This window comes from Streptomyces sp. R41, from assembly GCF_041053055.1.
Classification (GTDB): Bacteria; Actinomycetota; Actinomycetes; order Streptomycetales; family Streptomycetaceae; genus Streptomyces.
Map to the genome: position 1 here is coordinate 2,721,065 of NZ_CP163443.1, position 18,263 is coordinate 2,739,327.

Below are 18,263 nucleotides of genomic sequence, written 5' to 3' on the forward strand. Positions count from 1 at the left end.
CATCGATGCGTACGCCCGTACACAAAGCCGCCACGCACACCCCATAGGCACCACCAGCCGCACCGGATATCGTTCGCGATCACAGTGGGGGCGGAGTCACGGGACTCCCGGAGCAGCGGAGCGCAAGAGCGATGTCGGACAGTTCGGGGTGGGGACCATCGGGGCCGTACGGAGGCCCTCCGGGCGGCTGGGGCTGGGCACCGGCACCCCCTCCGCCCAAACCGGGTGTCATACCCCTGGCGCCGCTCGGCGTGGACACGGTCTTCGGCGGCGCCTTCACGACGATGCGGCGGTACGGGCGGCCACTGTTCGGGCTCGCGGCCCTCGCGTACGTCGGGCTGGGCGTCCTGATCGCGGGCGCGGCGGGTGTCGCCTACGCCGCCGTGGCCGATCATCTGCACACCCTCTACGACACCCCCCGTCACGTGCCCTGGACCGACGCCCGGCCCGTCGTGGTCGCGTTCGTCGGCGTATGGGCCTTCGGCATGGTGGCCACGCTGGCGACCAACGCGCTCATCCAGGCCTCGTGCGTGGCGACTCTGCACGACGCGGTGCTCGGCCGGCGGGCCACGCTCGCCCAGGTCTGGCGGCGCGCCTGGCCGCGCACCCCGTCGGTGCTCGGGGTGACCCTGCTGATGGGTCTGATCGTGCTGATCCCGATGCTGGTGCTCGCCCTGGCGTTCTTCGGGCTGTTCCTGGCGGTCGTCTTCAGGACGTCACTGCCCCTCGGGCTCTTCTTCCTGCTCGCGCTGCTCATGGTGCCGCTGACGGTGTGGCTGTACGTCCTGTTCGGCTTCGCCCCGGCCGCCGCCGTGCTGGAGGCCGCACGGCCCGTCCAGGCGATGCGGCGTTCGGTTCGGCTGGTCCGCGGCGCGTGGTGGCGCACGTTCGGCATCACGCTGCTCGGCGGTCTGACCGTGCTGATCGTGTCGCTCGCGATCCGACTGCCGCTCACGTTCGCCATGCCCAGTCCGCAGCCGTACGACGCGTCGGCGCCGCCGCCCACGGACATTTCAGACGCCTTCGCGCAGACTCTGCCCGACATCGGGCTCTACATGGCGCTCTCGGTGGCCGGAAGTCTCGTCGCCCAGCTGTTCGCCATGGTGTTCCTGCCGCTGATCACGACCCTGCTCTACATCGACCAGCGCATCCGCAAGGAGGGGCTCGCGGACGTGCTGCTGCGGGTGTCCGGATCGCCGGGGTCAGTCCACGAGTGACTTCTCGGGACGCAGCACACAGAACTCGTTGCCCTCGGGGTCGGCCACCACGACTACAAGCCCCGCTCACCGGCAGTGCGAGGCCCCGCCGTCCGAAATCGGCGTGATCCGAAAGGCAGACCCTAGGCCAACCCTAGGCCCTGAACTCGGACGTGGTCATGGCCATCGGCTGACGGGCCACGGGCCCCGGTTCACGCACCCGCGCCAAGCGGTCGAGCATTCGCCGCTTGGCGTGGGCGGCCCGTCGCAGGAGCTCCACGCGCCGGTAGCGCAGCAGTTCCGCGGGGTCCGGCCGGACGGCGCCGGCCAGTTCGTAGCCGTACGAGGTGAGGCGGTCCCCCAATACGTCGTCGCACAGCGCGATCTGAGCGGGCGTCAGCCTGGTGGCCCAGTTCCCGGCGCGCGAGGTGTCCAGCGCGCCGTGAGTACGCCGGTGCCAGGTCTTCCGCGCGGGGACGGCCACTTCGGCCACCCGGTACGGCTCGCTCATCTCGGGAACGTACTCCTCCCCCAAGAAGCGGCACACACCCCGCAGTTGGCCCTCGGGGTCGGTCACCAGATCCTCGAAGCGCAGCTCGTGCCAGCTGCCGGAGTCCAGCCTGCTGGCGTACCTGCGCGTGGTGTCCATGACCTGCGACCAGGTGGCCACGGCCTCGTGGAAGCCGCGGTGCCACCAGGGCATCCCCAGCAGCGAGGCGACGCAGTCCCGTCCGTCCCGTACGAGATGGATGAACTGCGCGTCGGGGAAGAGCCGAAGGATCTCGGCCACGTGGAGGGCGTAGGCGGGTCGCTTGTCCCCCCAGCGGACCTTTCCGTGCTCCTCGGCATACGCCTGGAGCGCGAGCCCGAGCGCCGACCCGAGCGTGGGCGGCCCCTCGGTGATCCGCTCGGCCACACGCCCGGCGTCCACCCCGAGCTCGTGGAATCGCGTCTCCTCACGCCCGGTGATCCACTGCGCGAGCCCGGCCCGGTTGCCGCGTTCGCGCAGGTCACCGAAGCCCAGCCGCCCCTCGTAGGCGGGCAGCACGAACCGCGTCTCGGGCGGCAGCGCGATCCGGGGATGCGCGTGCAGCATCAGCTGCAGAAGGGTGGTCCCGGAACGGGGACAGCCGAGGACGAAGAGGGGTCGCACAGAATCAGACACGGCGCCACGCTGTCGCGCCCCGATGAGTCCGGTCTGGGATCACGCTGAGAATGCCGTGTGAACGCGCCGTCTGCCCGTCGCGCCCCACTCCGGGCCCGCTGCGAGGTTGCGTGGACCAGCGGATCAGCGGAGATCAGCGGGGAAACGGCTGCTCAGAACTCACCATGTCCACTACTGTTTCACCAGTCGCGCACATGGCTTCCACGGCTACCGCCGTTACGTGTGCCTGCGCCTCCCCCCTCTTCTCTTGTGCGAGGAACGCGCATGCCAGGAACAACGCCCGTGCCCGGGCCCAAGGACGACGACCAGCCGGCCCCCTCCACGGAGATGGTGCCCTGGCGCCCGCGCCCGCACGGCACTCCCTACCCCGTGCAGACAGACTTCCTCCCCGAACCCCCGGCGCCGTGGGAGCCCGGTCAGGCCGCGGACGAGGGCCGGCTGCCCGGGACTCGGCGGCTCTGGCTGGCCGGCGGGCTCGCGTTGGCGGTACTGATCGCCGCCGCGACCGCAATCGCCGTACAGAACAGCGGTACTGACACCTCATCAGAGAACCGGGCGAACGAGACCGCCTCCGACACTGGCCTCCTGTTCCCGCCCGGCGGGGCCGCGGCGGACACCGACGCGGCCGTCACGGCCCCGATCGGCAAGAGCGCCCTGTCCTCCCCGCGGTCCACCCCCTCCGCCTCGCGGGGATCGGCCTCGGCCAAGGCCTCGGAGCAAGGCTCCGACGCACAGCCCGCCCCCGGACCGTCGAAACCCGCCGCGTCCAGCAAGTCCCCCTCGTCCACGCCGGCCTCCTCACGGAAGTCGATCCAGTCCGTCAACTACCCCGACCGCTACTGGCACGTGAGCGACGGTGCCGTTCGGCTGGATCCGGTGGGCTCGGGCAGTCCGGCCACGACCAAGCAGGCGGCCGGCTTCAAAGTGGTCCAGGGACTCGCGAACTCCTCCTGCTACTCCTTCACCACCGCCGACGGCGCCTACCTCCGCCACCGCGACTTCTCTCTGCGTGCCGACCGCAACGACGGCTCCGACCTCTTCAAGAAGGACGCCACCTTCTGCCCCCGAGCGTCGTCGTACACCGGTGCCGTCATGCTGGAGTCGGTCAACTACCCGGGCCGCTACCTGCGTCACCGCAACTTCCAGCTCCGCCTGGATCCGTACGACAACAGCGGGCTGTACCGCGCGGACTCGGCGTTCCGTGTGGTGAAGGGCTGGGGCTGAGCCCCTGAGCCCCGAGGGTTTACCCGGGTGTGCCGGGCTCCCGGAGCGTGTCACCATGCGCTCATGCGGCCGACGGTACTCATCGTCGATGATCACCCGCCGTTCCGGGCCGCCGCGCGGGCGGTGCTGGAGGCGGAGGGATTTGGTGTCGTCGGCGAGGCCGGTGACGCCACGGCCGCCCTGCTCGCCTGCGCTCGGCTGAACCCCGAAGTGGTGCTGCTGGACGTGCAGTTGCCGGGCCCCGACGGGTTCGCGGTGGCGGAGTTGCTCGCCGCGCAGCCGCACGAGGGCCCCGCCCCGGACGTCGTCCTCATCTCCAGCCGGGCGCGCGGCAGTTACCGCGAGCGGCTGCGCACCAGTCCGGTCAGGGGCTTCCTCGCCAAGGACGAGCTGTCCGGCGCGGCTCTGCGCGCGCTGCTGGCACGGGAACGGTGAGACCGTGGACAGCTGGGACGTCTTCACCGGCTGCGCACTGCTCGCGAGCGGCGCGGTGTGCGTCCGGCGACGGGCCGGCCTGCCGCTGATCGCGTCCGGGGTCTGCTGGTTCCTCGGCGACGTCGTGGGGTGGGCGGTGTTTGTCCACCGTGGGGTGCTGTTCTTCCTGGTACTGACCTGTCCGGCGGTGCGGCTGGGGTCGGGCGGGCGGTCGTACGGGGAGGGGGCGCGGGGGCGGAGGGGCACGCTGTCGTCGGCTTCGGGGGAGCGGCCCCGGACAGTCACGCCGTCCACCACTTCGGTGCGGACGACGGCGTGGAAGCTCGGCTCGCGGACGCGTGTGCGGACGGTCATGTCGGGGCTACTGGGACGCGCGCGTGTGCGGACGGTCGCATCGGGGCTCTTGAGGCGCACGCGCGTGCGGACGGTGGCGTCGGCGCTCTCATGGCAGACGGCGGAAGGCCGCCGGACGCATGCCGGCGCGCGGAACCCCACGCGTCTGCGGACGGTCACGCCGAAGGTCCCGGGGCAGACGCGCGTGCCGCCGGTCGCACCGAAGCCCCCTTGGCGAATGCGCCTACGGTTGATCACAGCGAGCCTCCCCGCGCAGATGCGCCTGCCATTGGTCGCACCGGTGCTCGGCCCCGCCGTGGTCGCCTGCTGTACCGCGCTGTATCCGCTCACCAGGATCGACGCGGTGGCCGTCGTCGAGGTCGCCGCTCTGGTCGGCGGAGCCGGCCTGAGGCTGCGCGCGACGGCGGCCGGGGCGCATGAGCGCCGGGCGCGGGGTATCGCCTTCGCGGCGGCGGTCCTGCTGGCAGGCGCGGTGGTGTGGGGCGTGGTGGCACGCCGGTCGGGCGTGGCGGGTGACCTCGTGGTGCTGCGGACGTACGAGCTGGTCGTCGCGGTGGCCGGCGGCGCACTGTGCGCCGGGGCGCTGCTCTCCGGGTCCGCACGGGCCGCTCTCACCCGTCTCGTCGTCGACCTGGGCGAGCCGGCCGGCGGCGGCCCGCTGCGCGCCCGGCTGGCCCCGGTCCTGGGCGACCCCGGGCTGGAGCTCGGTTACTGGGTGCCCGAGCTGGGCGGATACGTCGACGAGGCGGGGCGTCCCGTACGGCTGCCGCCCGCCGGGGCGGCCCGGGTGGTGACTCCGCTCGAGCAGGACGGCAGGCCGCTCGCGGTGCTGGTGCACGACGGCTCCATGCCGCACGACCGTGCCCTGCTGTCCGCCGTCGCCGCGGTGGCCCGGCTCGCGGTCAGCAACGCGCGGCTCCAGGCGGAGATCCGCGGCCGGTTGGCCGAGCTGGAGTCCTCGCGGCGCCGGCTCGTCGAGGCCGCCGACACCGAACGGCGCAGGCTGGAGCGGCAGTTGGACGAGGATGTGCTGCACCGGCTCGACCGGGCCGCCGAGGTGCTGGCCGATTCCGGCGACTGGGCCGGACCCGTACTCGACGCGCTGCGGGCGGCCCACGCCGAGCTGCGTGAGTTCGCGCGGGGCATCCACCCCGCGACGCTGGTCCGCGACGGTCTGGCCGCCGCACTCGGGGAACAGACCGCGCAGTGTCCGCTGCCGCTCACCCTGGACGTGCCGGAGGGCCGCTTCGACCCGGCGGTGGAGGCGGCCGCGTACTTCATCTGCTGCGAGGCGCTCACCAACGCGGTGAAGCACGCGCACGCCGGCCGGGTGAGCGTGCGGGTCACCGCCCGGCCGGACGGCGGGGTCGAGGTCGAGGTGCGCGACGACGGCGCGGGCGGGGCGCGGCCGGAGCTGGGCACGGGGCTGCGCGGCCTCGCCGACCGGGCCGAGGCGCTCGGCGGCACGCTGCGCGTCGAGAACGCGCCGGGCGGGGGCACGTGGCTGTTCGCACAGATTCCCCAAGGGATAGCCCTGGGGGCGGGGGCGCGGGATTCGGGGGCTGGCCCTGATGTGCGCGAGGTGTCCGATCCGTACCGTCGTAACAGGTCGGAACAGTCGGCCGGCGGCGAGTAGCCCGCCGGGGCGGGCAAAGGGGGACGGCTGCATGCACAGGGTCAGGTCGACGGCTCGGTCGCTGATCGCGGGGCTGACGCTCGTCACGGCGGTGGCCTGTTCCGGCGGGGAGAAGACACAGTCCGCAGGGGGGCCGGACGGGCGGTCGGGGGTTCCGTCCGTCCGGCCGAGCGGGGTCTACACGGTGACGACGACCCACGCCGACCTCGTCAAGGCCGGATCACCTGACGAGGACGTCCCGGAGAACTACGGAAAGTGGGTCTACGTCTTCAGGGGCGACCGGCTCGCCTTCACCCAGGAGAACAAGGACGCCTGTACGTGGGCGTACGGAGAAGTCCGCTTCCACGGCCGGTATTTCGACTGGGAGATCATCGACGGAGGCTTCACCAAGGCGCCCCACAACGCCTACAACAAGCCAGGCGAGCTGTTCACGTTCGGGATGAGCGTGTATCGGGACACTCTCACTCTGTCGAAAGGGGAGGGCGCGATATCGCCCGAGAACTTCCTCAGCAAGCCCTGGCGCCGGATCAGCAAGACGCCGTCCGACAGGTACTTCAGCAAGAACTGCCCGCCACCGAAGCAGTGGGCGACGAGCGGGAAGGGGGCATGACGCCATGCGCGCACGACGTACGGGCATCAGTGGTTCGCTGGGCGCGGTGGTGGGACTCGTCCTGCTTGCCGCCACCGGCTGCTCGGGCTCGGCCGCCGCCGACAAGGCCGGCGGCCACAGCGCGGCCAAGCCGGTCGAGCTGACCCTGGCGACGCCCATGGGCACGTCGGAGGAGTTCGAATCCTTCCTCCTCAACGTGGAGATGCTGTCCCACGGATCGATCCGCATCCAGGTGCAGACGGACGCCCACCATCAGGAAGGACCCGACTTCGAGACCCGGCTTCTCGACGACGTCAAACAGGGAAGGGTCGACCTCGCCGCTCTCGGCAGCCGCGCCTTCGACTCCACGGGGGCGCGCCCCCTGCGTGCACTGACCGCACCCCTGCTCATCACCGGCTATGACGCCGAGGAGAAGGTGCTCGCCGCCCCTGTGGCGCGGCGCATGGTGCGGGAGGTCGACGGCGACGGGCTGACCGGGGTCGGTCTGCTGCCCGGCACCCTGCGTCGCCCCCTCGGCGCGCGCACTCCGCTGCTCGGCCCGGCCGACTACAAGGGGCGAACGATCGGCGAGCAGCAGTCCCAGGTCGCGGACGCCACGCTGCGGGCGCTCGGCGCGAAGCCTGTGGCGTTCCCGGCGGGCGGGTCGGTGGACGCCTTCGGGGGGTACGAGCAGCAGCTCACCTCGGGCGACGGGAACCGGTATGACAAGAACGGAATGATCGCGACGGCCAATGTCGTGCTGTGGCCGCGCCCGGTGGTCCTGGTCGCCGGTACCAAGGCCTTCCAACGGCTGACCAGCGACCAGCGGGCTGTGCTGCGCAAGGCGGGACAGCAGGCCGTGTCCGGCTCGGCCGCCGTGCTGCGCTCGCACGAGAAGGAGTCCCTGGGCAATCTGTGCCGCCGCGGCCAGAAGCTCGCCACCGCGACCCCGTCCCAACTGGCCGGGCTGCGCAAGGCCGTTCAGCCGGTGTACGACCAGCTGGCCCGCGACCGGCGCACCAAGGAGTACCTCGACGCCATCACCTCGCTGGTGCGGAACATACCGGCCGAGCCCACCGTGTCCTGCAAAGGCATGACATCCACCACCGACTGAGGCTGGCCCGGACCCCGTCCGGCTGCCACCATGCAGCCATGACACGGGCAACCTCCGTGCAACTCCCGCTCTGGGTGGCCGGTTTCGCACTGGGACCGGCCACCTTCGCGCTGGTCCGGGCCCACCCCGGCCAGGCCCTCGCCGACACGCCGGCACTGGTCGCCCTGGAACTCGCCACGGGCTGGGGACTGTTGGCGATCGGGCTGATCGCGCGGCTGCGCCGGCCGGCCCATCGCGGCGGTGTACTGCTCGCCACCGCGGGAGCCGGCTCGTTCCTCGCCGAATGGGCCAACCCGGGCATCAGCTGGGCACCGGCGTTCACCGCGGGGCTCGTGCTGTACGCGGCCGGACCGCCCCTCGTGGCCCACGCGGTGCTGGCCCATCCGTCCGGACGGACCGGCTCCAGAACCGCACGCGGCCTGATCCTGCTCGCGTACACCAACGCCGTGCTGTGCCTCGGACTGCTCCAGGCGGTCGTGTACGACCCCTGGGGCGCGGGCTGCGCGGAGTGCCCCGGCAACGGTCTGCTGATCGTCGCGAGCCCCCGCACGCTGGACGCGCTCGGCCGCACCGGGATCGCGGTGGGCGCCGCATGGCCGTGCGTGCTCATCGTGCTGCTGGGGTGGCGTGCCGGCCGGGCCTCCTCCGCGCTGCGCCGGCAAGCCGCTCCGATGTGGGCCGCGGGCGCCGTGTACGCGGTTCTGGTCGCGGCCGACTACGCGCACAGCCTGCCCCGGCACACGCTGAGCAACGACCCCACCGACCGTCGGCTGTGGCTGGCCCAGGAGGTGGCACTGCTGCTGCTCGCGGCCGCCGCGGCCTGGCCATGGCTCCAGCAGCGCCGGACCCGTGGCGCCCTGGCCGACCTGGTCGTCGAACTGGCCGCCGCCCCGGCGCCGGGCGGCCTGCGTGACGCCCTCGCCCGCCTCCTGGGCGACCCGACACTGACGCTCGCGTATCCCCTGGCTGACGGCAGGCTGGTCGACGCGCGGGGGCGCCCTACCGGCGTTCCCCACCCGCACGGCGGCCAGGCCGTCCCACACCGTGACCAGCCCACCTTGCGAGCCGACCCGACCGACCCACACCATGACCAGCCCACCTTGCGAGCCGACCCGACCGACCCACACCATGACCAGACGGCCGTGCGAGCCGACCCGACCGACCCACACCGTGACCAGACGGCCGTGCGAGCCGACGCGACCGACCCACACCGTGACCGGACGGCCGTGCGAGGCGACGAACCCGCCCCGCACGGCGACCAAACGGACTCGCGAAACGACAAAATGGCCTCGCACGGCGGCCAGACAGACCTTTCTTCGCCCCCTCCGCCCCTACCCGTCCCATCCCTGGGGGCTCCGCCCCCAGACCCCGATATCGCGCTTCGCGCTTGTCCCCCCGCCACCGGCGACGCGACTAGCGCACCCATCACCGGCCGCACAACCACCACGCACACCCCCACCACCACCGCGACCCCCGACACCGCGACCGCCCGCAGCGACGCACCTCCCACCCCCACCACCGTCACCGAACTGGTCCGCGGCGACCGCACCCTCGCGCTCCTAGGCCACCGTCCCGAGCTGCTCTCCGAACCCGGTCTGGGCCCGGCCCCGGAGATCGCGAGGATCTCCCGGCTCGCCCTCGACAACGAGCGGCTGCATGCCGAACTGGCCGCGCGGATGGGTGACTTGCGGGCCTCGCAGGCCCGGATCGTCGCGACCGGTGACGCCGAGCGCCGTCGGCTGGAGCGCGATCTGCACGACGGCGCCCAACAGCGGCTGCTGGCCCTGGCGTTGACGCTGCGCCTCGCCCGTACGGGTGCCGTCGAGGCGTCCACCACGGCCGACGTGGCGGAGCGCGAGCTGCGCGCGGCGGTGGCGGCGCTGCGCGCCCTGGCCCACGGGCTCTTCCCGGCCGTCCTCGCCGACGAAGGCCTCTCCGCGGCGGTCGGCGCACTTCTGGAGGAGACACAGTCACCGGTCGCGGTCACGGCTCTGCCCGGGCGGCGACTCGGCCGAGCAGTCGAAGCGGCCGCCTACTTCACCATCGCCGAGGCGGTCGCGCACCACGCCACCGCGGTGAGTGCCGACGTCACGGACGGTCGGCTGCTCGTCGCGCTCGACGGCTGCCACGGCCTCGACGTTCTGCGCATCGCCGACCGGGTAGGCGCCCTCGACGGCACCGTCACCGCCCCCGAACCCCCGCACACCGCGATCCGTGTGGAGATCCCATGCTGAAGACCCCGTTGCGCGTGGTGATCGCGGACGACGAAGTGCTGCTGCGCGAGGGGCTGGAACGGCTGCTCACCGAGTCGGGCCTGGACGTCGTCGGCAAGGCGGGCACCGTACCCGAGCTGCTCGACGCCGTGGCGGCCACCGACCCGGACGTGGCGATCGTCGACATCAGGATGCCGCCGACCCACACGGACGAAGGCCTGGTGGCGGCAAGGGAGTTGGGTCTCAAGCACCCGCGCGTCGGGGTCCTCCTCCTCTCCCACCACCTCGAATCCACGTATGCGGTACGCCTGTTGGAGCAGCACCCCGGTGGCGCGGGCTATCTCCTCAAGGACCGTGTCCTCGACGTGATCGTCCTGGTGGACGCCCTGCACCGGATCGCCGACGGGGAGTGCGTGGTCGACCCGGCCATCGTCACCCGCCTGCTGGGCCGTCCCCGCCCCCGCTCACCCCTGCCGAGGCTGACGGAACGGGAGAGCGAGGTCCTGCGGCTGATGGCCGAGGGCCGCTCCAACCGCGGCATCTGCGCGCGCCTCCACATGAGCCCGAAAACCCTCGAAGGCCACGTCCGCAGCATCTTCGGCAAGCTCGGCCTCCTCGACTCGCCCGACGACCACCGCCGCGTACTGGCGGTACTGGCGTATCTCCAGGTCTCCGTGGACCGCGCCTGACCACGCGTGACCGCGAAAGGCGATGGGCGACACCCCCGGCTGGGGGTGTCGCCCATCGCGAAGTGCAGAAGGCCAAGACGTACAGAAAAGATCAGACGTTGAACCCGAGCGCCCGAAGCTGCTCGCGCCCGTCATCCGTGATCTTGTCCGGGCCCCACGGCGGCATCCAGACCCAGTTGATGCGCAGCTCGTTGACGAGGCCGTCCGTGGCGGACTTGGCCTGGTCCTCGATGACGTCGGTGAGCGGGCATGCCGCGGACGTCAGCGTCATGTCGATCGTCGCGATGTTCGCGTCGTCGATGTGAATGCCGTAGATCAGGCCGAGGTTGACGACGTCGATGCCCAGCTCGGGGTCGACGACGTCGTACAGCGCCTCGCGGAGTTCTTCCTCCGAGGCCGGCTTCGTCGTCAAGGTCTCGTTCTCGCTCATGCCGTCTTCCTCTCGGCGCTCTCGCCCAGAGCCTGGGCAGTCGCGTCCTTCCACGCCATCCAGCTCAGGAGAGCGCACTTGACCCGGGCCGGGTACTTGGAGACACCGGCGAACGCGACCGCGTCCTCCAGCACCTCCTCCATCGCGTCGTCCGGCTCGATCCGGCCCTTGGACTGCATCAGCTCCAGGAAGGTCTCCTGGATCTTCTGCCCCTCGGACACGTCCTTGCCGACCAGGAGCTCGTTCAGCACGGAGGCCGAGGCCTGGCTGATCGAGCAGCCCTGACCCTCGTACGAGATGTCCGCGATCCGCTCGCCGTCGTACTTCACGCGCAGCGTGATCTCGTCGCCGCACGTCGGGTTGACGTGGTGCACCTCGGCATCGCCATCCCGCAAGCCCCGCCCGTGCGGGTGCTTGTAGTGGTCCAGGATGACTTCCTGGTACATCGAATCAAGCTTCACGTCTCAGCCAGCCCCTCAGCCGAAGAAGTTCCGGACGTGCTCCAAGCCGTCGACCAGTGCGTCGATCTCGGCCGGCGTGGAGTACAGATAGAACGACGCTCGCGTGGTCGCAGGAATTCCGTACCGCAGGCAGACCGGGCGGGCGCAGTGGTGGCCGACCCGGACCGCGATGCCCTGCTCGTCGAGAACCTGGCCCACGTCGTGCGGATGGATGTCACCCAGCGTGAACGAGATCGCCGCGCCGCGGTCCTCGGCCGTGGTCGGGCCGATGATCCGCAGGTCGGGGACCTCCGCGAGCCGCTTCACCGCGTACTCGGTGAGCGCGTGCTCGTGGGCGAGGATCTTGTCCATGCCGATCGCGCTCAGGTAGTCGATCGCCGCGCCCAGGCCGACCGCCTGCGCGATCGGAGGCGTACCGGCCTCGAACTTGTGCGGCGCGGGAGCGTATGTCGACGAGTGCATCGACACGGTCTCGATCATCTCGCCGCCGCCGAGGAACGGCGGCAGGTCCTCGAGGAGCTCCTGACGGCCCCAGAGGACGCCGATGCCCGTCGGACCGCACATCTTGTGGCCGGTGAAGGCCACGAAGTCGGCCTGCAGAGCCTGGACGTCGAGGGGCATGTGGGGCGCCGCCTGCGAGGCGTCGATCAGGACCAGGGCGCCGACTTCCTGGGCGCGGCGCACTATCGCCTCGACCGGGTTCACGGTGCCCAGGATGTTCGACACCAGCACGAAGGAGACGATCTTCGTCTTCTCCGTGATGATCTCGTCGATGTTCGAGAGGTCGAGGCGGCCGTCGTCGGTGAGGCCGAACCACTTCAGCTTCGCGCCCGTGCGCTGCGACAGCAGCTGCCAGGGAACGATGTTGGAGTGGTGCTCCATCTCCGTGATGACGATCTCGGTCTCGTGGTCGACCCGATAGGGCTCGTCGGCCCAGCCGAGCATGTTGGCCACGAGGTTGAGCGACTCCGAGGCGTTCTTGGTGAAGATCACCTCGTCGCGGCTCGGCGCGTTGATGAACGCGGCGACCTTGTCGCGCGCGCCCTCGTACAGCGCCGTGGCCTCCTCGGCGAGCACATGCACACCGCGGTGGACGTTGGCGTTGTAGCGCTCGTAGTACTCGTTCAGGGCGTCCAGCACCTGGCGCGGCTTCTGCGAGGTCGCCGCGTTGTCCAGGTACACCAGCTTCTTACCGTCGTGGACCAGGCGGTCCAGGATGGGGAAGTCCTTGCGGATCGCCTCGGTGTCGAGGAGGCCCGGCAGCTGCGTCACGCGGATACGCCACCCTTCGTGTAAGCCTCGTAGCCCTCGTCCTCCAGCTTGTCGGCGAGTTCGGCGCCGCCGGACTCGACGATCCGGCCCGCGGAGAAGACGTGGACGAAGTCGGGCTTGATGTAGCGCAGGATGCGCGTGTAGTGCGTGATCAGCAGGGTGCCGACCTCGCCGGTCTCGCGGACGCGGTTGACGCCCTCGGAGACGATGCGCAGGGCGTCGACGTCGAGGCCGGAGTCGGTCTCGTCGAGGATCGCGACCTTCGGCTTGAGGAGCTCCAGCTGGAGGATCTCGTGGCGCTTCTTCTCACCGCCGGAGAAGCCCTCGTTCACATTGCGCTCGGCGAAGGCCGGGTCCATGTTGAGGCGCTCCATGGCCTCCTTGACCTCCTTCACCCAGGTGCGCAGCTTGGGGGCCTCGCCGCGGATCGCCGTGGCGGACGTACGAAGGAAGTTGGAGACCGAGACGCCGGGGACCTCGACCGGGTACTGCATCGCCAGGAACAGGCCCGCGCGGGCGCGCTCGTCGACGGACATCTCCAGGACGTTCTCGCCGTCGAGGGTGACGGTGCCGCCGGTGATCGTGTACTTCGGGTGGCCCGCGAGCGAGTAGGCGAGGGTCGACTTGCCGGAGCCGTTGGGGCCCATGATGGCGTGCGTCTCGCCCTGCTTCACGGTCAGGTCGACGCCCTTGAGGATCTCCTTCGTGGCGTTGTCGGCCTCGACGGTGACGTGCAGGTCGTGGATTTCAAGCGTTGCCATGGGTTCCTCAGGACTCCTGGGTGAGGGAGACGAGTACGTCGTCCCCTTCGATCTTTACGGGGTAAACGGGGACGGGGCGCGTCGCGGGAAGGCCGGACGGCTTGCCGGTGCGGAGGTCGAACGAGGAGCCGTGCAGCCAGCACTCGATCTGACAGTCCTCCACCTCGCCCTCAGACAGCGAGACGTTCGCGTGCGAGCAGATGTCGTTGATCGCGAACACCTCCCCCTCGGTCTTCACGAGCGAGACCGGCGTGCCGTCGAGTTCCACCCTCTTCGGGGTGTCCTCCTCCAGCTCGCTCAGCCCACAGGCGCGTACGAAAGCAGTCATCAGACCGACGCCTCCAGCTCCTCGTCGATCTTCACGAGAAGGCGCTCTTCGATGTCGTCGACACCGATCTGCTGGACCAGCTCGGCGAAGAAGCCACGGACCACCAGACGGCGGGCCTCGTCGGCCGGGATACCGCGGGCCATCAGGTAGAAGAGCTGCTCGTCGTCGAAGCGGCCGGTCGCGGAGGCGTGTCCGGCGCCGACGATCTCGCCGGTCTCGATCTCCAGGTTCGGCACGGAGTCGACCCGGGCGCCGTCGGTCAGAACCAGGTTGCGGTTCATCTCGTAGGTGTCCGTGCCCTCGGCCTTGGCCTCGATGAGGACGTCGCCGATCCACACCGCGTGCGCGTCCTGGCCCTGCAGCGCGCCCTTGTAGGCGACGTTCGACTTGCAGTGCGGGGTGTTGTGGTCGACGAAGAGGCGGTGCTCCTGGTGCTGGCCGGCGTCCGTGAAGTACAGGCCGAAGAGCTCGGCCTCGCCACCGGTGCCGGCGTACGAGACACGCGGGTGGAGGCGTACGAGGTCGCCGCCGAAGGTGACCACGAACGACTTGAAGGTGGCGTCCCGGCCGATCTGCGCGTTGTGCTGGCCCACGTGCACGGCCTTGTCGTCCCAGTCCTGGACGGAGACGACGGTGAGCTTGGCACCGTCGCCCAGGATGTAGTCGACGTTGGCGGCGAGCACGGCGTCACCGGTGTGGTCGATGACGACCACGGCCTCGGCGAAGGCTCCGAGCTGCACGACCTGGTGGCCGTAGGCGACCCCGCCCTCGCCGTGCACGGCGATGCGGATCGGCTCGGTGAGCACCGTCTCCTTGGGGACGGTGACGACACCGGCCTTCTCGAACGCCGAGTACGCCTGGGCGGCGATGCGGTCCACCGGGGTGCCGGCCTTGCCCAGCCGGGCGTCGTCGCGGTCGACGGTCTCGACGAGGACGCCCTCGGGCGCCTCGATGTCGACCTTCACGCCGTCGCCGGTGGCGACCGCGGTGCCGTCGTGCAGCCCGCGCAGCCGCTCCAGCGGGGTGAACCGCCACTCCTCCTCGCGGCCGTGGGGGACCGGGAAGTCCGCCACGTCGAAGGACGGGGGCGCGCTCATGCGCGTGGCGACGGTCGACTCGGCGGCGACCGCGATCTGGCCGGCGGTGGTGGAACCCACCGGGATGTTCTGAGCCTCAGCCATGGCTGTCGTAGTGCTCGCTTTCTGAAGTCAAGACGTGTGCTGACCGATGGGGCGGGGTTAGCCGACCGCGCCTTCCATCTGCAGCTCGATCAGCCGGTTGAGCTCAAGGGCGTACTCCATGGGCAGTTCCTTGGCGATCGGCTCGACGAAGCCGCGCACGATCATCGCCATCGCCTCGAACTCGGTCAGACCACGGCTCATCAGGTAGAAGAGCTGGTCGTCGGAGACCTTGGAGACGGTCGCCTCGTGGCCCATGGACACGTCGTCCTCGCGGACGTCGACGTACGGGTACGTGTCGGAGCGGGAGATGGTGTCGACGAGCAGCGCGTCGCACAGCACGTTCGACTTCGAGCCGTGGGCGCCCTCGCCGATCTCGACCAGACCGCGGTAGGAGGTGCGGCCGCCGCCGCGCGCCACGGACTTCGACACGATGTTCGAGGAGGTGTTCGGCGCCATGTGGACCATCTTGGAGCCGGCGTCCTGGTGCTGGCCCTCGCCCGCGAAGGCGATGGACAGGGTCTCGCCCTTGGCGTGCTCGCCCATCAGGTAGACGGCCGGGTACTTCATGGTGACCTTGGAGCCGATGTTGCCGTCGATCCACTCCATGGTCGCGCCCTCGTACGCCACGGCGCGCTTGGTGACCAGGTTGTAGACGTTGTTCGACCAGTTCTGGATGGTCGTGTAGCGGCAGCGGGCGCCCTTCTTCACGATGATCTCGACCACCGCGGAGTGCAGGGAGTCCGACTTGTAGATCGGGGCCGTACAACCCTCGACGTAGTGGACGTAGGCGTCCTCGTCGACGATGATCAGCGTCCGCTCGAACTGGCCCATGTTCTCCGTGTTGATGCGGAAGTAGGCCTGGAGCGGGATCTCGACGTGCACGCCCTTCGGCACGTAGATGAAGGAGCCACCGGACCACACGGCGGTGTTCAGCGACGCGAACTTGTTGTCACCGACCGGGATGACCGTGCCGAAGTACTCCTTGAAGAGCTCCGGGTGCTCCTTCAGAGCGGTGTCGGTGTCCAGGAAGATGACGCCCTGCTCCTCCAGGTCCTCGCGGATCTGGTGGTAGACGACCTCGGACTCGTACTGGGCCGCGACACCGGCGACGAGGCGCTGCTTCTCCGCCTCGGGGATGCCGAGCTTGTCGTACGTGTTCTTGATGTCCTCGGGCAGGTCCTCCCAGGACTCCGCCTGCTTCTCCGTGGAGCGCACGAAGTACTTGATGTTGTCGAAGTCGATGCCCGACAGGTCCGAGCCCCAGTTCGGCATGGGCTTCTTCTCGAAGAGGCGCAGGCCCTTGAGGCGGAGCTTGGTCATCCACTCCGGCTCGTTCTTCTTCGCGGAGATGTCGCGGACGACGTCCTCGTCGATGCCACGCCTGGCAGAGGCACCGGCCACGTCGGAGTCGGCCCAGCCGTATTCGTACGTGCCCAGACCCTCGAGCTCGGGGTGGGCAGTCTCCTCGATGGGGAGCGTCATGCGGGGTTCCTCCCGGCGGTGCTTGCAGATGCGTTATGGCCGTGAAAATCGGTCTTGGAAATCTTTGGGATAAACGTGGTGCATACGCCGTCGCCGTGGGCGATGGTGGCCAGTCGCTGGACGTGCGTACCGAGCAGCTGGGAGAAGATCTCGGTCTCCGCCTCGCACAGCTGCGGGAACTGCTCGGCGACATGGGCGACCGGGCAGTGGTGCTGGCAGAGCTGCTCGCCGACCGGTGCGCTACGCGCCGTAGCAGCGTACCCGTCCACACTCAAGGCCTTGGCCAGCGCTTCGGTGCGCTCCTCGGGGGCGGCAGCCTCGATGGCCTCGCGGTACGCACGGGCCTGCGCGGCGATCCTGGCGCGGGCGAAGGCGACGACTGCCTCTTCCCCGCCCTCACGCTCGGCGATCCAGCGCAGGGCGTCCGCGGCGAGCTTGTCGTAGGACTGGTCGAAGGCGTCCCGGCCGCAGTCGGTCAGGGCGAACACCTTGGCGGGGCGGCCGCGCGTACGCGCTCCGTAGACCCGCTGCTCACGCGCTTCCACGACGTCGTCGGCGACGAGTGCGTCGAGATGACGGCGTACGGCGGCCTGGGTCAGTCCCAGGCGTCCCGCGAGGTCGGCCACGGTCGAGGGGCCGTGGTCCAGGATGGACCGCGCGACCCGGTTGCGGGTGGACCGCTCCCCGGTCGCGAGTTCCTCCTGCGGAGCCTCGCCAACGTTTTTCACAACGCCATTGTTGCGTAATTCCTCAGAGCCTGACAAGCCGCGTCCTGAGGGGTGGACGGTGCGCTGCATCACTTAGGTATACCTAAGGTGACCTGCGGAAAGATCTTTGATCGATCAATTCGGTGGCGGCCGACCGGGCTCTGGGGGAAACTGCCGAACCATGCCGACACCCCCTCCGACCGGCCCACTCGTCACTCGGGACACGGTCGCCGCACAACTTCTCTCGCTGGGCATACGCCCGGGAGAAACGCTGCTCGTGCACTCCTCCCTCAGCTCCCTCGGCTGGGTCAACGGCGGCCCGGTCGCCGTCGTCCAGGGACTGCTCGACGCGCTGGGCCCCGAGGGCACTCTGGTGGTTCCTACCCAGTCCGGAGACCTCTCCGATCCGGCCCTGTGGAGCAACCCGCCCGTACCCGAGGAGTGGTGGTCGACCATTCGGGCGACGATGCCCGCCTACGACCCGCGTGTGACGCCCTCCCGCGGGGTCGGCGTGATCCCGGAGACCGTACGGAACTGGCCCGGCTCCCTGCGCAGCGCGCACCCGGAGACCTCGTTCGCGGCGCTCGGCCCGCGCGCGGCGGCGATCACCGAGGGGCACGCGCTCGACTGCCGCCTCGGCGAGCGCAGCCCGCTGGCCCGCCTGGAGGCCGACGGCGCCCGGGTCCTGCTGCTCGGCGCGGGCTACGACACCTGTACGAGTTTCCATCTGGCCGAGTACCGCATCCCGTCGCCCGTCGTGGAGGTGGGGCGACCGTCGCCGGCGGGCTGGGAGGTGGTCCGGGAGGTCTCGATCACCTCCGAGCTGTTCGAGGAGCTGGGCTCCGACTTCGAACGGGACCGTCCCGTCGTGCGGGGCACGGTGGGCGCGGCCGACGCCCGGCTGTTCCCGGTGGCCGACGCGGTGGCGTACGCCGAGCGGTGGCTGGCGCTGCACCGGCCACGGGACCTGTACGTGGATGCGGGACCCGGCGCCCGCGAACCGCGGCGGCGTCCTTAGACTTGCGC

Annotated in this window: 18 protein-coding genes; 9 read left to right on the forward strand and 9 right to left on the reverse strand. The window is 70.4% G+C overall.

Features of this window, described 5'->3' with window-relative positions; all coding sequences use genetic code 11:
* Window positions 1-251 precede the first annotated feature (251 nt).
* Window positions 252-1,217: a hypothetical protein gene (locus AB5J53_RS12815; RefSeq protein WP_369245755.1), complete on the forward strand. Its 966-nt coding sequence runs from the start codon at window positions 252-254 to the stop codon at window positions 1,215-1,217.
* Between the two features lie 133 nt (window positions 1,218-1,350).
* On the opposite strand, the gene AB5J53_RS12820 is transcribed toward AB5J53_RS12815, so the two are convergent.
* On the reverse strand, window positions 1,351-2,361 hold the full coding sequence (locus AB5J53_RS12820) for a sulfotransferase (protein ID WP_369245756.1): 1,011 nt from the start codon (window positions 2,359-2,361) through the stop codon (window positions 1,351-1,353).
* Window positions 2,362-2,625: 264 nt separating this feature from the next.
* Between AB5J53_RS12820 and AB5J53_RS12825 the strand changes: the two genes are divergently transcribed.
* The 7 genes from AB5J53_RS12825 to AB5J53_RS12855 all read left to right on the forward strand — a co-directional run bounded on the left by AB5J53_RS12825 (window position 2,626) and on the right by AB5J53_RS12855 (window position 10,615).
* A complete protein-coding gene (locus tag AB5J53_RS12825; protein WP_369245757.1) occupies window positions 2,626-3,585 on the forward strand; it encodes an AbfB domain-containing protein in 960 nt (319 codons plus the stop codon).
* A 63-nt stretch (window positions 3,586-3,648) separates the two neighbouring features.
* Entirely contained in the window at window positions 3,649-4,020 is a 372-nt protein-coding gene (locus AB5J53_RS12830; RefSeq protein ID WP_369245758.1) for a response regulator transcription factor, read from the forward strand.
* A gap of 4 nt (window positions 4,021-4,024) precedes the next feature.
* Entirely contained in the window at window positions 4,025-6,010 is a 1,986-nt protein-coding gene (locus tag AB5J53_RS12835; RefSeq protein WP_369245759.1) for a sensor histidine kinase, read from the forward strand.
* Between the two features lie 31 nt (window positions 6,011-6,041).
* Window positions 6,042-6,620 carry a hypothetical protein gene (locus AB5J53_RS12840; protein ID WP_369245760.1) on the forward strand — a complete coding sequence of 193 codons (579 nt, stop codon included), beginning with the start codon at window positions 6,042-6,044 and terminating at the stop codon, window positions 6,618-6,620.
* Window positions 6,621-6,624: 4 nt separating this feature from the next.
* Window positions 6,625-7,713 (forward strand): TRAP transporter substrate-binding protein, encoded by a 1,089-nt coding sequence (locus AB5J53_RS12845; RefSeq protein ID WP_369245761.1) that lies wholly within the window; start codon window positions 6,625-6,627, stop codon window positions 7,711-7,713.
* 38 nt (window positions 7,714-7,751) lie between these two features.
* Complete coding sequence (locus AB5J53_RS12850; protein WP_369245762.1) at window positions 7,752-9,947, forward strand: histidine kinase; 2,196 nt, start codon at window positions 7,752-7,754, stop codon at window positions 9,945-9,947.
* Entirely contained in the window at window positions 9,941-10,615 is a 675-nt protein-coding gene (locus AB5J53_RS12855; RefSeq protein ID WP_369245763.1) for a response regulator, read from the forward strand. Before AB5J53_RS12850 ends, AB5J53_RS12855 begins: the two co-directional genes overlap by 7 nt.
* Window positions 10,616-10,706: 91 nt before the next feature.
* Here the strand turns inward: AB5J53_RS12855 and AB5J53_RS12860 are convergent, their stop codons facing one another.
* From AB5J53_RS12860 to AB5J53_RS12895, 8 genes are read right to left on the reverse strand one after another with little or no spacing between them, the layout of a single operon-like run.
* Entirely contained in the window at window positions 10,707-11,045 is a 339-nt protein-coding gene (locus tag AB5J53_RS12860) for a metal-sulfur cluster assembly factor (RefSeq protein WP_028803403.1), read from the reverse strand.
* Entirely contained in the window at window positions 11,042-11,506 is a 465-nt protein-coding gene (sufU, locus tag AB5J53_RS12865) for a Fe-S cluster assembly sulfur transfer protein SufU (protein WP_369245764.1), read from the reverse strand. Before sufU ends, AB5J53_RS12860 begins: the two co-directional genes overlap by 4 nt.
* A 15-nt stretch (window positions 11,507-11,521) precedes the next feature.
* Window positions 11,522-12,778, reverse strand: coding sequence for a cysteine desulfurase (locus AB5J53_RS12870; protein WP_369245765.1), 1,257 nt, complete (start codon window positions 12,776-12,778; stop codon window positions 11,522-11,524).
* Window positions 12,775-13,539, reverse strand: a complete 765-nt coding sequence (sufC, locus tag AB5J53_RS12875; RefSeq protein ID WP_369245766.1) for a Fe-S cluster assembly ATPase SufC — start codon at window positions 13,537-13,539, stop codon at window positions 12,775-12,777. The genes AB5J53_RS12870 and sufC overlap by 4 nt, the downstream gene beginning before the upstream one ends.
* Window positions 13,540-13,546: 7 nt before the next feature.
* Entirely contained in the window at window positions 13,547-13,867 is a 321-nt protein-coding gene (locus AB5J53_RS12880; protein ID WP_369245767.1) for a bifunctional 3-phenylpropionate/cinnamic acid dioxygenase ferredoxin subunit, read from the reverse strand.
* Entirely contained in the window at window positions 13,867-15,048 is a 1,182-nt protein-coding gene (sufD, locus tag AB5J53_RS12885; protein WP_369245768.1) for a Fe-S cluster assembly protein SufD, read from the reverse strand. Before sufD ends, AB5J53_RS12880 begins: the two co-directional genes overlap by 1 nt.
* Window positions 15,049-15,105: 57 nt before the next feature.
* A complete protein-coding gene (sufB, locus tag AB5J53_RS12890) occupies window positions 15,106-16,530 on the reverse strand; it encodes a Fe-S cluster assembly protein SufB (RefSeq protein ID WP_369245769.1) in 1,425 nt (474 codons plus the stop codon).
* Window positions 16,527-17,258: a helix-turn-helix transcriptional regulator gene (locus AB5J53_RS12895; RefSeq protein WP_369245770.1), complete on the reverse strand. Its 732-nt coding sequence runs from the start codon at window positions 17,256-17,258 to the stop codon at window positions 16,527-16,529. Before AB5J53_RS12895 ends, sufB begins: the two co-directional genes overlap by 4 nt.
* 160 nt (window positions 17,259-17,418) lie before the next feature.
* Here AB5J53_RS12895 and AB5J53_RS12900 point away from each other — a divergent pair, with 160 nt between their 5' ends.
* Window positions 17,419-18,255 carry an aminoglycoside N(3)-acetyltransferase gene (locus AB5J53_RS12900; protein WP_369245771.1) on the forward strand — a complete coding sequence of 279 codons (837 nt, stop codon included), beginning with the start codon at window positions 17,419-17,421 and terminating at the stop codon, window positions 18,253-18,255.
* The last annotated feature ends 8 nt before the right edge of the window (window positions 18,256-18,263 follow it).